At 71.8% G+C, this 13035-nt stretch carries 11 protein-coding genes; 2 read left to right on the top strand and 9 right to left on the bottom strand.

What is annotated here, in order from left to right; all coding sequences use genetic code 11:
* Positions 1 to 119 precede the first annotated feature (119 nt).
* Positions 120 to 419: a hypothetical protein gene (locus tag POL25_RS18985; protein ID WP_272087508.1), complete on the top strand. Its 300-nt coding sequence runs from the start codon at positions 120 to 122 to the stop codon at positions 417 to 419.
* A 1-nt stretch (position 420) separates the two neighbouring features.
* Here the strand turns inward: POL25_RS18985 and POL25_RS18980 are convergent, their stop codons facing one another.
* Positions 421 to 972, bottom strand: a complete 552-nt coding sequence (locus tag POL25_RS18980; protein ID WP_272087507.1) for a PDDEXK-like family protein — start codon at positions 970 to 972, stop codon at positions 421 to 423.
* 277 nt (positions 973 to 1249) lie between these two features.
* Here POL25_RS18980 and POL25_RS18975 point away from each other — a divergent pair, with 277 nt between their 5' ends.
* Positions 1250 to 3355 carry a S9 family peptidase gene (locus POL25_RS18975; protein ID WP_272087506.1) on the top strand — a complete coding sequence of 702 codons (2106 nt, stop codon included), beginning with the start codon at positions 1250 to 1252 and terminating at the stop codon, positions 3353 to 3355.
* 130 nt (positions 3356 to 3485) lie between these two features.
* Here POL25_RS18975 and POL25_RS18970 read toward each other — a convergent pair whose 3' ends face one another.
* The 8 genes from POL25_RS18970 to POL25_RS18935 form a co-directional block, all read right to left on the bottom strand.
* Positions 3486 to 4058 (bottom strand): hypothetical protein, encoded by a 573-nt coding sequence (locus POL25_RS18970; protein WP_272087505.1) that lies wholly within the window; start codon positions 4056 to 4058, stop codon positions 3486 to 3488.
* Positions 4059 to 4461: 403 nt separating this feature from the next.
* Positions 4462 to 5004, bottom strand: coding sequence for a hypothetical protein (locus POL25_RS18965; protein WP_272087504.1), 543 nt, complete (start codon positions 5002 to 5004; stop codon positions 4462 to 4464).
* 103 nt (positions 5005 to 5107) lie between these two features.
* Positions 5108 to 5482, bottom strand: a complete 375-nt coding sequence (locus tag POL25_RS18960) for a dihydroneopterin aldolase (protein WP_272087503.1) — start codon at positions 5480 to 5482, stop codon at positions 5108 to 5110.
* A 56-nt stretch (positions 5483 to 5538) separates the two neighbouring features.
* Positions 5539 to 7371 (bottom strand): HEAT repeat domain-containing protein, encoded by a 1833-nt coding sequence (locus POL25_RS44410; protein WP_272087502.1) that lies wholly within the window; start codon positions 7369 to 7371, stop codon positions 5539 to 5541.
* Positions 7368 to 8972, bottom strand: coding sequence for a hypothetical protein (locus POL25_RS18950; RefSeq protein ID WP_272087501.1), 1605 nt, complete (start codon positions 8970 to 8972; stop codon positions 7368 to 7370). The genes POL25_RS44410 and POL25_RS18950 overlap by 4 nt, the downstream gene beginning before the upstream one ends.
* Positions 8973 to 8982: 10 nt before the next feature.
* Positions 8983 to 10170, bottom strand: a complete 1188-nt coding sequence (locus POL25_RS18945) for an AAA family ATPase (RefSeq protein WP_272087499.1) — start codon at positions 10168 to 10170, stop codon at positions 8983 to 8985.
* Positions 10167 to 11369, bottom strand: coding sequence for a hypothetical protein (locus tag POL25_RS18940; protein ID WP_272087498.1), 1203 nt, complete (start codon positions 11367 to 11369; stop codon positions 10167 to 10169). The genes POL25_RS18945 and POL25_RS18940 overlap by 4 nt, the downstream gene beginning before the upstream one ends.
* The gene (locus tag POL25_RS18935; protein WP_272087497.1) at positions 11366 to 12976 is read right to left on the bottom strand and encodes a hypothetical protein; all 1611 of its coding nucleotides are present in this window, start codon (positions 12974 to 12976) and stop codon (positions 11366 to 11368) included. The genes POL25_RS18940 and POL25_RS18935 overlap by 4 nt, the downstream gene beginning before the upstream one ends.
* Positions 12977 to 13035 lie beyond the last annotated feature (59 nt).

The raw sequence follows: 13035 nt of genomic DNA, 5'->3' as shown, positions 1-13035 counted from the left end.
CCGCCGAGCGACGGCCGAGACCGCGAGGATAGCAAAACGACAGCGCGCCGGGCGCTACGACAAAACCACCCTCGCCTCGCTCGGTTGCAGCGGTGCGCGCTTCGCTCCATACTCGGTCCATGGATGCTTCCGAGCCGATCGTCATCTACCGGAGCTCCAATCGCGACGGAGCGACCTTCGCCCTCGAACCCGGCTCGTTGACCCGCCTGCGTTCCGAGTTCGGCGAGGCGCTCCATCCGCGGAGCCGTGTGTTCATCGCTCACGAGACTCGCGACGATCACGAGCGGGTCCAGGCCTCGATCGCCGAGCAGATCGTCATGCTCTTGACCGGCCTGTCGGAGAGCCGCCTGGAGAAGCTGGGGCGCGTCGTCTTCCGCGATCCGGTCAGCGACCGGGACCTGCCGCGGTCGGCCGCGTAGCTCACGTCCCCCCGGTCCTCGCGGTCCCCGGACCGTCGACGACGACCGGCAAATCGGCCGGCCAGGCGTCCAGGTAGCGGTCCAGCACCGCCTCCCAGCCGGACGCGGAGCTGCCCTGGATCGTGACAGTGAGCCCGAGCGCGTCAGTCCTCGCCTGCCCGTCCGTGAGCGCGGGACGGCCCGCACCCGCTCGCGGCGAGACGGTCCTCCCGTTGCGAATCGCCAGCAGCTCCGGGCGCGGTATCAGCAAGAATCGCCAAGACCGCGGGTATCGCACGAGAAACATGTAATAGAGCTCGATCGGCTGGGCCGTCCGCAGCTGCGCGCGCGACAGGTTGAATGTGGCCTCCCACGTGTTTGCCTCCGCGGAGAGTGGCTTCGCCTCCGTCGACTTCACCTGGACCCGCCGGATCGTCTTGTCCCGGTCGTCGATCACGAACACGTCGTCGCCCAGGTCGATGACCGGCACCGCCACGTTCCAGCCGCGGAGCAGCAGCTCCGACATCGCGTAAAACTCCCCGGCTCGCCCGAAATGCGTCGTCTTGTCGACCATCGTTCGCACGCCAGCATGTCACGTCGGTGGCCGTCAGGCACGTCGCGCTCGGACGGCACCCAGCATCGTGTCGAGGCTGTCCCGAAGGCCAGCCTCTCGTCTGGGCTTTCGCCGTCGAGCATCATCGGCCGCACGACGCCCACGCTGTCACATTCGCGGCGCAGCGTCCGCCCCGCCATCCCGCGAATTCTCGCCCCGCGCCTCCTCCCACGGCATCTTCACCATCCGCTGCCCCGCGCTCACGGGCGGCCGGCCCCTCGGTTATAGTCGCGCCCGCATGCCGACCTCGCCTCGCGTCTGCCTCTTCCTCCTCGCCGCTGCTGCTTGCGACGCACCGCCGCCGAAGGACGCCCCCAAGGTCGCCCCCATCGCGGCCAAGCACGCCCAGCCGGCCGACAAGGCCGATGCTCCGCCCACTGACGGCAAGCCGCGCGAAGGCAAATCCGACGCCCCGCCGGTCCTCGTCCCTGGCGACCCGTCGCCCGACGACGACATCGTCAGCATGCCTGACAGCTTGCTCGCCGAGAACATCCCGCCGATCCCGCGGGCGATCGCCGACGGCGTCGGCACCTACTCCGAGGCGCGCTCGGCCGTCGCCTTGAAGTGGCACCCGAAGGATCACTCGCTGCTGATCCGGACTCGCTTCGCCGACACCGACCAGATCCACGAGGTCAAGCTGGCCGGCGGCGATCGGCGCCAGCTGACCTTCTTCCCCGACCGCGTCGGCGCGGCCACCTATCCGCCGGTCGGCGACGGCAGCTTCTTCGTGCTCTCGAAGGACATCGGCGGCAACGAGTTCGCGCAGAACTGGCGCTTCGATCGCGCCGACGGCAAGCTCACCCTGCTCACCGACGGCGCCTCGAAGAACAGCCTCGGCCCGTGGACCCGCGACGGCGAGAAGTTCGCCTACACCTCGACCCGGCGCAACAAGAAGGACACCGACTTCTACGTCGTCGACCCGCGCGACCCGAGCACCGACAAGCTGGTCGCCGAGGTCGAGGGCGGCGGCTGGGATCCCGAAGACTTCTCCGTCGACGGCAACCTGCTGTTGGCGAGCGAGAACCTCTCGGTCAACGAGACCTATCTGTGGCTGTTCGACCTCGCCACCGGCCAGCGCACCAAGCTGACCGAAAAGACAGGTGACATCCCCGTCGCCTGGTCGGGCGCCGCCTTCACCGCCGACGGCAAGGGCGTCATCACCACCACCGACGGCAAGGGCGAGTTCCGCGAGCTCGTCACCCTCGACCTCGCCAGCAAGCAGACCACCCCGCTCGGCCCGCCCGTGCCGTGGGACGTCGATTTCTTCGCCATCAGCAAGGACCGCAAGCAGCTCGCCTCGGTCGTCAACGAGGGCGGCGTCGATCGCCTGCGCCTGCACGACCTGCCGAGCGGGCGCGAGCGACCGATCAAGACCCGCCTGCCGGCCGGCGCGATCGGCAGCCTCACCTTCCACGCCGACGGCAAGCTGCTGGCCTTCACCCTGTCGTCCGCGCGCTCGCCGGCCGACACCTACGTGCTCGACGTGCGCTCCGGCGAGATCGAGCGCTGGACCGAGAGCGAGGTCGGCACCCTCAATCCCACCACTTTCAGCGAGCCCGAGCTCGTCACCTGGAAGAGCTTCGACGGGCGCGACATCCCCGGCTTCTACTACAAGCCGGCGGCGCGGTTCACCGGCCCGCGCCCCGTCGTCGTCATCGTCCACGGCGGCCCCGAGGGTCAGTCGCAGAGCGGCTTCATCGCCCGCAACAACTACTACCTCAACGAGCTCGGCGTCGCCCTGCTCTACCCCAACGTGCGCGGCTCGACCGGCTACGGCAAGACCTACGTGCGGCTCGACAACGGCGCCCAGCGCGAGGACTCGGTCAAGGACCTCGGCGCCGCGCTCGACTGGATCGCCGGCCGGGCCGAGCTCGACGCCGAGCGCGTCATGATCATGGGCGGCTCCTACGGCGGTTACATGACCCTCGCCGCCTCGGTCCACTTCGCCGACCGGATCCGCTGCGCCGTCGACATCGTCGGCATCAGCAACTTCGTCACCTTCCTCGAGAACACCGAGGCCTACCGCCGCGACCTCCGCCGCGTCGAGTACGGCGACGAGCGCGACCCCGAGCTGCGCAAGAAGCTGCTCGAGATCTCGCCGCTCACCCGCGCCGCCGAGATCAAGAAGCCGCTGTTCGTCATCCAGGGCAAGAACGACCCGCGCGTGCCGGCCAGCGAGGCCCACCAGATCGTCGCCACGCTCAAGCGGGGCGGCACGCCGGTGTGGTACCTCGAGGGCAAGGACGAGGGCCACGGCTTCCAGAAGAAGCGCAACCAGGACTACCAGATGTACGCGACGATCCTGTTCATGAAGAACTACCTGCTCGACGGCATGGCCGAGTGAACAGCGCCGCCCTCGCCGGGCGCGTCCGGACACAATCCCGGAATTGATGGGACATGACCCGAAGGTCATGTCCTATCATTGCGCCCTGGCCCCGCTCTCCGATCTGTCCTTCAGGACAGCTTGACCGCCGTCACACGCACTGGTTGTTCTCGCAGCTCGAGAGGTCCATGCAGTCCTTGGTGAACTCGCACGGGTCGAACTCGCTGCCGTCGTAGCAGGCCCCGTACACGCAGTGCGTCGCGCTCTCGGAGCAATCGGTGTCCGTCTTGCACGCGTCGCCCTCGCTGCCGTCGTAGCACACGCCCATGATGCAGCGCGGCGCCGCGGCGCTGCACTCGCCGTGGAACTCGCACGGGTCGCCCTCGCTGCCGTCGTGGCACTCGCCGAACACGCAGAACTGCGCCGTCGCCGGGCAGTTGGCGTTGAACATGCACGGCTGGCCCTCGGTCTCGGCTGGCGGCGGGCCGGTCGTCTCGCCCGTCGTGGTGGTCGTGCTCGTATCGCCGGTCGTGGTCGTGCTCGTGGTCGTCGTGGTCTCCGCCTCGGTCGTGGTCGAAGCGACGGTCGTGCCGGTCGGGTCCACGATCGGCACCATCGGCCCTGGCCCGGCGTCGCCGTCGGTGGCGGCCACGCCTTGTTTCTCCTTTTCACCACAGGACGCCGCGAGCGCCACGGCGAGGTACAGGACGACGTTGGGACGCATGATCGATCACCAAGATGGCGGCGGTCGGACGACCGGCACCTCAATTTCCGTTGATGTCACACGAACCGCGTTCGTCGGCCGGGTCCCGCCAAACGGCCATCTGCGCGTGATTTCTGGAAAAGCGGGCCGCGCCCCTGGGCGGCGGCGCGCCGTGATCGCGGCCACCTGCGCGGCCGCCCGCGCCTCGGCCCTGCGCTCGCCTCCGCCGTCCGCAGGCCGTGCGTGCGGCCGCGACGTGCTCGGCTGCCGCCGCGCTGCTGCCGGCCGACCTCGGATTTACCCCCGCGCGTCGCGGCGCGCACGACCCGGGCGAGGCGCCCGCCAGGCCTCGTACATGCCCCAGAGGACATGTCTATCAGGACATGTCCTCTCGAGCAGCCACTCTCCGGCTCGCGCAGGTCCGTCAGCCCTGGCCCGACGAGAACGCCTGGGCCGCGCGGAGGTTTTCCTCTGCCGCGCGCGTGCGCATCGTGACCGCGTCGATCAGCGTCTCGTCGCGCCGCGCCGTGTCGATCCAGAACCGGCTGGGGTCCTTCGGGTCGTAGAGCACGCTGAGGATCTTTCCGGGCGTCAGCTCGGCCAGCTCCTCGGTGATGATCGGGACGAACGCCTCGGCCTCGACCTCACCGCCGCCGATCGGCAGCAAGCGGGCCCGGATCCGCATCGGTCGCCGCTCCTCGCGGACGTACACGTGGATCAGCCGCCCGGACGTCATCCGCTTGCTCTCCGTCGCCGCCCGGATCACCGGCGGCTCTCCGGTCGGCACGGCCTCCTCGACGCGCGCCTTGCAGAGCAGCCACGACGCCAGCGCCTCGCGGTGGAGCTTGCCCGCGGGCGACCGGTCCCACGCGTCGATCGCGGTCGTCCGCTGGTAGTGCAGGTTCAAGAAGAACCAGACTCCTCCGGCGGCGAAGAGCAACCAAATGAGCGTCAACCAGACGGGCATGCGGCCGTCGTACCGCCGAACGCCCTCGCGGTCCAGCGCGACCTCGAAGCGGCGCGCGTCGCCGCTCGCTGCGGCGCACAGCCGCGCGGGGCGGGCCGCGCCGTCACTCGCCGGCGAAATCGGCCGCCGAGCGCACGCACTCGACCGCGACCGCCGCGACCTGCGGCATCGCCAGCGGCCGCTTCGTCACCTTCACGCGCACCTGCACGGGCGGGTACAAACGCACCACCTCGCGCGCGAGGTCGACGGCGAGCGCCTCGATCAGCGCGTAGCGCCGGCCGGCCACGTGGCGCTCGAGCTGCTGCACGAGCTCGAAGTAGTCGACGAGGCCGGTGAACTCGTCGCGCGCCGGGCCGCGGCCGAAGTCGCACGCGATCGCCAGGTCGACGCTCACGGTCTGGGTGATGTCGAGCTCGGCCGTGTGGAAGCCGATCCCGACAGTCAGCTGGAGGCCGTGGCAGTGGACCGTGTCGTGCATGCTGCGCCGCCCGCGAAGCTACCACGCGCGGCGCGAACGGGCAGCGCGCGCGAGCCTCAGCGCAGCCGGTGCTCGAGCCGCTGCGCCGTGTCCTCGAGGACAGCCCGGTGCTCGGCCGGCACGAACTCGATCTGGCGCCGCAGGTACGGCAGCAGCTCCGAGTTGGGCAGCTCGCTGATGGCGGTGCTGGCGACCTTGACGAACGGCTGCTCGCCCTCGCGGAGGCGGTCGCACAGGAAGTCCAGGGCCTCGACGCTGCCGATCTTGCCGATCGCGGCCAGCGCGGCCTTGCGAGCGGCCTCGGGGTCGGGCAGGTCGCGGGCCTCGAAGATCCGGCGCAGCGGCTCGAACGCGTGCGGGAACACCAGCCGCTCGACCGACGCCGCCGCCGCCTTGCGGACCGGCGCGCTCGGGTCGCGCAGCGCCTGCGACACCAGGCCGAAGCTGCGCTTGAACCGGAGCGCCCCCATCGCCGCCGCCACCGACTCGCGCAGCGACGCGTCGCCCTGGCGGTACATCGCCTCGAGCCCGGCGATCACCGGATAGGCGCGGACCACCGCCAGGCTCTTGACGATCTCGAGCGGCGGCACCGCCTGCCCGCGGCGCTCGAGCTCGAGCACCAGCAGCAGCGCGTGGCGGCGCACGTAGTCGGGGAAGCGGCGGTCGGCCATCACGCCCGCGGCCACCAGCGCCGGGTCGCCGCCGAGCTCCCACTCGGCCAGGTCGACGTACCAGACCTCCTCGTAGTCGGGCAGCTGGCGCAGGAACTCGGGCACCGGCATCGGCCGCGGCGCGTCCTGGGGCTGGTCGCCGAGGCGACGGATCAGGCGCAGCGCTCGCTCGCGGTTCTTGGCCGGCAGGTCGAGCGTCGTGACCTTGCGGTAGGCCTCGGCGACCTGACGGAACGCCCGCACCGACGCGAACGCCTCGGCCGCGGCCAGGCACGCGTTCTCGATGATCTGCGGCGGGTGCCCGGCGGCCAGCGCCTCGGTCGCCGCCTTGATCCACGCCTCGGCGCTGCGCCAGCGCAGGTCGTCGGCGTACGGCAGCCCCGAGCGCGTGCAGTAGTCGGCGGCCTCGCGCAGGATCGACGCCACCGCGTGGAACTCGCCGGCCTCGCGGGCCATGGCGATGAACGTCTCGTAGAGGCGCAGCGCGTCGAGCTTGAGCCCGTCGTCGCGGAGGATCCGGACGCTGTTGAGGTAGCCCTCGGCGACGTTCTCGAACGCCCGCGTCTCCGAGCCGAGGCGCGCGATCAGCTGGTAGCAGTCGAACGCGCGCTCGCGCAGGCCCTCGCTCTCGAACGCGTCGGCGACCTCCTCGACGCTGGTGGTCGCGTCGGCGATGGCCTGGCGGGCCCGCTCGTGGCCGAGGCGGCGCAGGCACAGCGCGTAGTTGATCTTCATCAGCGCGCGCTCGTAGTCGCGGTCGACCAGCGCGTCGCCGGCCAGCATGCGGGCCCACAGCTGCGAGGCCGCCGCGTCGTCGCCGGCGCGCTCGAGGGCGATCGCGCGGTGCACCGGCATCCCGCCGAGCTCGAACCACGAGGCCGCCGGCCGGTGCTGACCGGCGCGCGACAGATAGATCGCGTACAGCCGCACCGTGCGGATCGCGTCGGCGTCGCCGGCCTGGGCCCGCTGCGCGTACAGCCGCATGATGTCGGGCCCCGGCATCTCGCGCGCGCCGAGGTACGACAGGCAGGCCATGCCCTCGCCCCAGTTGCCGGTGGCCCGCAGCGAGTCGACGTAGGCCCGCAGCCACTCCTCGTACTCGAAGTCGATGCGGTCGACGACCTGGACCAGCTGGCGCAGGTAGATCTGGGCGTCGGCGTGACGCCCGGCCCGCAGCGCCCCCTCGGCGCGGATCCACAGCACGTTGGTGTCGATCACCGCCGCCTCCGCCCCTGTCCCTTCGGACCTGTCCCCACGGACATGGTCTTTGCGCCACCCGTGTTGCGGCGCACCGGCTGGGCCTGGCGCTGGCCGGCCTCGACGTCGCTGATGATCTGGCGGGCGCGCTGGGCCCGGCGGCCGTGGCTGATCGCCTGGTCGTCGATCACGTGCACGCGGTAGAACAGGTCGAGGTAGCCGAGGTCGAGCACGCCCGAGCTCGGGAGGATGAACACCCCGTAGATCGGCGCGCGCGCGGCCAGGGCGGCCACGTCGTCGGGCGGCAGCTGGCACTCGCCGTGCGTCAGCAGGTAGACCAGCGCCTTGCCGCCGCCGCCGCCGCCCGAGCGGCGCGGGGCCGACAGCTCGGCGTTGATCTGGCGGATCACGCGGGCGTAGTTGCGGCCGTGCTCGGCGCGGAACTGCAGCACGTACGGCACCTCGGCGTGGCCCTGCGCGCCGACCTTGACGCCCTCGTACAGGCGGCTGTCGAAGAACCGCAGGATCACGTGCTCGCCGAGCAGCGCCAGCCGCTTGCACAGCGCCAGCGCCAGCCCGCGGGCGAACACCTCCCGCACCCCGCGCATCGACGCCGAGCCGTCGACCAGCACGTAGTGGGTGCGGTGCTCGGTCTCCACCTGCTTCTCGTGGGTGAAGTAGAACAGCTCGTCGTCGATGAACTTCTGCTCGAAGATGTCCTCGTCGTACGCCAGCTGCGACAGCTCGAGGTCGTCGACCCCGCCGAAGCGCTCGATCGACGCGTAGCCGTCGATCGAGAACGCCTGCTGCCCGGCCTCGCGCTTGACCTCGAGGATCGACGGCAAGAGCTCCATCGAGAAGTCGATCACGTCGGCCAGCGCCGGGCTGACCATCACGTTGTAGAGGTCGGCCAGGTCGACGCCCGCGGCCGCCTCGCCGGGCCCGCCGCGGAACAGCCCGAACAGCCGCAGCGCGTCGACGTCGATCTGCTCGACCGCCAGCAGCGGCAACAGCCGGTGCGTCGTCAGCGTCTGCAGCCACGCGATCGTCTGCCGCTGGTCGTAGCGGGTGTACGCCGAGCTCGGCTCGACCTTGGCGTAGTGGACCGCGTCGACCGGCAGCTCGATCGGCCGCAGCACCCGCACGTCGTCGGGCAGCTGCGGGACCACCGGCGCGAACACCCGCGCCAGGACCACGCCGATCATCTGGTCGCGGTGCTTCCAGCCGGCCTGCGCGCGCACCAGGTCGCTCTCGCTGAGCTCGACCAACAGCCCGCGCCAGGCCTCGCACAGCTCCGACTCGGCGATGCCCTTGACCACCGGCCCCGGGCCGCCCAGGCCCGTGATCAGGCACCCCAGGTCGTGCAGCACCACCAGCGGCGCCGCCACGCCGAGGCGCGCCAGGATGCCCTGCCACACCAGCGCCCGCATCATCGCCAGCGCCCCGGCGCCATCGATCTGCGACAGCGCCAGGCTGCCGACCTGGCGCTCGAGCTCGGCCACGTTCGGGGCCACCCGCGGCGCCTGGGCCGGCGCGCCCGCCGAGGACCGCGACGTCCGCGGCGGCGCCGGCTGAGGCGGCGACGCGCGCGGCGGGACCGGGGGCTTGCGGACGTCGGCCATGGGCACTCGCTCAGGCGAACCGGCTCGACGCGAACATCGTCTCGAGCAGCTTGTCGACCTCGCCGACCATGCGCTGGGCCGTCGGGCTGTCCTGCATGCGCAGCAGCGCCGCCTTGATGTCGCCGAGGTTGCGCAGCTGGCTGAACAGCTGCATGTCCGACAGCACCTGGCTGCCGGTGAGCGTCTCGCGGATGACCCGCAGCTCCTCGAGCAGGTCTTGCAGGCTGGTCGGCGTGGCGCCGATCCGGCCGTGGTCCGGGTGCGACTCGTACCAGCGGTCGAGCACCGGGCCGACGATCTCCTGGAGAATCTCCTCCTGCTCCGGCGTGTTCCACACGTGGCGGAGGATGAACAGGTCGGCGTCGGTGACGTGGTCGCGGCCGTCGAACAGCGCCGAGCTGGCGAACACCTTGAGCAGCTTGACCACGCGGCGGTCGGACAGGCCGATGCCCTCCGAGCGGATCTGGAACACCATGCCCTTGAAGGTGGTGAGGAACTCCTCGCTCATCTTCACGTGCTGGCTGAAGTCGCGCTGGATCGACAGCAGCTCGGCCGCGGTCGCCACCTTGCGCCCGACCTGCACGTCGGCCATCTGCTGCACCTCGAGCTGGATGCCCTTCTGCAGCAGGCCGCGGAAGTGATAGCTGTCGAGGTAGTCGCAGCGCACGCGCAGCAGGAAGCGGTCGAAGATCGCCGACAGCGCCTCGTCGGTCGGGACCTCGTTGCTGGCCGCGAACAGCGAGATGAGCGGCACCCGCACCGTGCTGGTGCCGTGGGTGAAGCGGCGCGCGTTGACCAGCGTGAGCAGGCTGTTGAGGATCGCGCTGTTGGCCTTGAAGATCTCGTCGAGGAACACGACCTCGGCCTCGGGCAGCATGTTCTCGATGCGCCGGCGGTACGTGCCCTGGCGGAACGCCTGGATGTCGACCGGGCCGAAGATCTCGTTGGGCTCGGTGAAGCGGGTCAGCAGGTAGTCGAAGAAGCGGGCGTCGATCACCTGCGCGAACGCGCGGACGATCGCGCTCTTGGCGGTGCCGGGCGGCCCGACCATCACCATGTGTTCGCCGGCCAGGGCCGAGATGAAGAGGAGACGGATGATCTCCTCCTTGCCGAGGAACTGCTGCTCGAGCTGGCGCGCCCCGTCCTGCAGGCGGCGGGCGAGGTCGCTGATCGAGGGAGGGGCCGGGGTGGTGCTCATGGCTCTGTTTCGGCTTTTACGACGCGCGGGACGAGCGTCGCCAGGAGATTTTCGACGACCGAGCGCGGGATGAGCTCGCCGAGATGATCGATATACTCGATCCAGCGCCGCTCCACTTGCGCGTCGAAGCCGAGGCCTTCGGCCGCGCCGCCGAGCGGAGAGCCGAGGACCTCGCCCAGCGCGGGCAGCAGCAGCGGCAGGGCCAGGAACATCTGCACCGGGCGGTCGCGGCTGGTGGGCGCGACGCCGAGCCGGGCGCCCAGCTCGAGCACGCGGAGGAAATGGACGTGGATGAGGGCGGCGACCAGGGCCGCGACGTCCTCGGGCCCGGCGGTGTCGACGGGCGCCGGCAGGGCCAGCATCGGCCGGCCCGCGGACGCCGCGCCCGTGGCCCCCGAGCTCGGCGTCGGCCCCGACAGCGGGCGGCCGGTCAGCGAGAACAGCAGCGAGCCGAGCACGGTCCCGCCGATCTCGATCCAGTGCCGCGACGACGCCCACGCGTGGCAGACCGCGCGGGCGAACGCGCGGTGGCGCAGGAAGCTCGCGCCTTCGAGCGGGCTGTAGCCGGGCGGGGCCATGAGCGGCCGCAGCAGGCACGTCACGGGGCTGGCCCAAAGGACATCTTGTTGCAGCGCCGACACCTCGGCCACGTGCGCGGTCGACCACCAGGTCACCGTCTCCTCGCGCACCGACAGCGCGCCGGGGACCGTCCAGCGCAGGCGCCGACGCGGGATCTCCTGACCGACGAAGCGCAGCTCGCCCTCGGCCCCGCTCAGGATCTGATCGCGGCGCGCCAGCTCCAAGAAGGCCCCCACCGCCGCGTGGTTGGCCAGCGCCGCCGAGAAGCCCTCGGGCCGGCTGAACAGCAGCCAGTAGCGGGCGGCCGACTCGACCCGGCGCCACGTCGCCTGGCGCGCCCACACGCGGCTGCGGTCGGGGTGGTCGAGCACGAGCAGGTTGTAGAGCGCCACCCACAGCGCCAGCTCCTCGGCCCCGGGCTCCTGCAGGTCGGGCTCGGCCACCAGCTGCTGCGCGCGCTGCAGCCGGAGCGCCGCGACCTCGCCGCTGCGCAGCGTCGCCAGCCCGCCGGTCATCGCCCGGAAGTCGGCCGGCCGCACCGGCGCGGCCACGTGCACCGTCCCGCCGCCGAGCAGCGGCGCCACGAAGCGGGCACAGAACTCGCCGAGGTCCCGGGTCACGACTCTCGCCCCGGCGGCAGCTCCGGCGTCTCGCTCGGCTCCTCGACCGCGACGGCTCGCCCGCCGCGGCCCGCCTCGCCGAAGCCCCACAGCGCGAAGCGCCCGAGCCGCTCGTTCTGCAGCGTCGCCGGGCCCGAAGTCGGCGTCTCCGACGGGCTCGCCTCGATCACCGCCAGCTCGAGCCGGCTCATCATCGCCGCGTCGAGCGGCGCCAGGTGATCGGGCCGCAGGCGCAGCGGGCTCTGTTCGGTGCCGAGGAACAGCGCGTGGTCGGCCGCCTCGAGCCCCAGCAGCTCGCGCACCAGCTGCGGGCGCACGTGCGGCCACAGCTCGAACCCGTCGGGCACCAGCACCCCCGGCGCGACCTCGACGATGCGCATCCCCAGCGGGATGATCGCCGCCGCCCCGACCCCTGCCGCCAGCCCGGCCGCGCCGCCGAGCGACGACCCGGTCAGCACCAGCATCCCTTGAGGCAGCACCGCCAGCCGGGCCGCCGCCAGCGCCATCGGCGGGATCAGGTAGATGAGGCGCCGCAGCAGGCCCGCCTGCTCCCAGCGGATCAGCGCCCCCCGCGGCTCGCGGATCGACGCCGTCGGCCGCAGCCGCAGCTCGACCTTGAGGGCCTGCACCGCGGTCCCGCGGGCGTCGCCCGGCTCGTGGACCCGCGCCGCCGTCTCGCTGCGCACCAGGTGGGCCCCGTCGATGAATTGCGGCGCCCCGTCGAGCCGCTCGACCCGGCCGACGCGCCCGCGGAACAGGTACATCTCGTCGCCCGGCAGGCACGAAGACGCCGACGCCAGGTGGATCGGGTGGCGGTACCCGATCTCGACCGCCGCCCGCTGCGACACCGGCGCCAGCAGCTCGACCCCCGGGATCCCGTGCAGCACGTCGAGCACCTGCCCGCTCGGCTGGCGCAGCCGCACCAGCAGGCTGGCCCGGCGCTCGCCGGCGAGGGCCACGCGGACCCCCGCGAGCGGCACCTGGTTGCTCCACAGGTAGCTCAGGACCCTGTCCGAAAGGCCAGGTGCCACCAGCACCAGGGCGATCTCGTGCAGCCCGCACAGCTGCGGGTCGGAGGCGATGCCGGCCAGCGGCAGCGGGATCTGGCGCAGCGACAGGCGCTGGATCAGCTCGACCGGGTCGAGCCGATCGAGGGCGCGGTAGCGCGCCGCGACGTCGAAATCGACCACCAGCACCTCTTCAGGGCTCGCGGCCGTGGTCGTACTGCCCGCGAGGTCGTAGCCGAACGGGGCCATGCGGTCGCGGTAGCGGACGAACACGGTGCCGCTGCCGGTGAACAGCTGGCCGTGGACCGCCAGCGACAGCCGGCCCAGGCGATCGAGCGCGTAGCTGTCGGTGCCGGCGCAGCGCATCAGCAGCGCATGACCGCCGCCCTCGCGGCGGGCCCGCTCGATCGTCATCGTCGGGATCAGCTCGTCGAGGCTGCACTCCTCGCTGTACGCGCCGAGGAACGCCACCAGGCGGTCGAGCGACGGGAACGCCACCAGCGTCTCGCGCCCGCACGCCACCCCGCGAGCGTCCGGCGCCAGACCCTGGAGATGAAAGCGCGTCTGGCCGGCGGCGATCGGCTCGAGCAGGGCGGGCATCGGGACCGGCAGTGTAGCCGCTCCCCTGCGGGCCATCTACGGCCTCGACTCCCGGCCTG

Source organism: Nannocystis bainbridge (genome assembly GCF_028368995.1).
Classification (GTDB): Bacteria; Myxococcota_A; Polyangia; order Nannocystales; family Nannocystaceae; genus Nannocystis; species Nannocystis bainbridge.
The sequence above is the reverse complement of the archived record's forward strand: the minus strand, read 5'-3'. Positions and strand labels throughout refer to the sequence as shown.

Coding starts and splice junctions, on each gene's coding strand:
- POL25_RS18985 (WP_272087508.1), top strand. CDS start 120: ATGGATGCTTCCGAGCCGATCGTCATCTACCGGAGCTCCAATCGCGAC.
- POL25_RS18980 (WP_272087507.1), bottom strand. CDS start 972: ATGGTCGACAAGACGACGCATTTCGGGCGAGCCGGGGAGTTTTACGCG.
- POL25_RS18975 (WP_272087506.1), top strand. CDS start 1,250: ATGCCGACCTCGCCTCGCGTCTGCCTCTTCCTCCTCGCCGCTGCTGCT.
- POL25_RS18970 (WP_272087505.1), bottom strand. CDS start 4,058: ATGCGTCCCAACGTCGTCCTGTACCTCGCCGTGGCGCTCGCGGCGTCC.
- POL25_RS18965 (WP_272087504.1), bottom strand. CDS start 5,004: ATGCCCGTCTGGTTGACGCTCATTTGGTTGCTCTTCGCCGCCGGAGGA.
- POL25_RS18960 (WP_272087503.1), bottom strand. CDS start 5,482: ATGCACGACACGGTCCACTGCCACGGCCTCCAGCTGACTGTCGGGATC.
- POL25_RS18950 (WP_272087501.1), bottom strand. CDS start 8,972: ATGGCCGACGTCCGCAAGCCCCCGGTCCCGCCGCGCGCGTCGCCGCCT.
- POL25_RS18945 (WP_272087499.1), bottom strand. CDS start 10,170: ATGAGCACCACCCCGGCCCCTCCCTCGATCAGCGACCTCGCCCGCCGC.
- POL25_RS18935 (WP_272087497.1), bottom strand. CDS start 12,976: ATGCCCGCCCTGCTCGAGCCGATCGCCGCCGGCCAGACGCGCTTTCAT.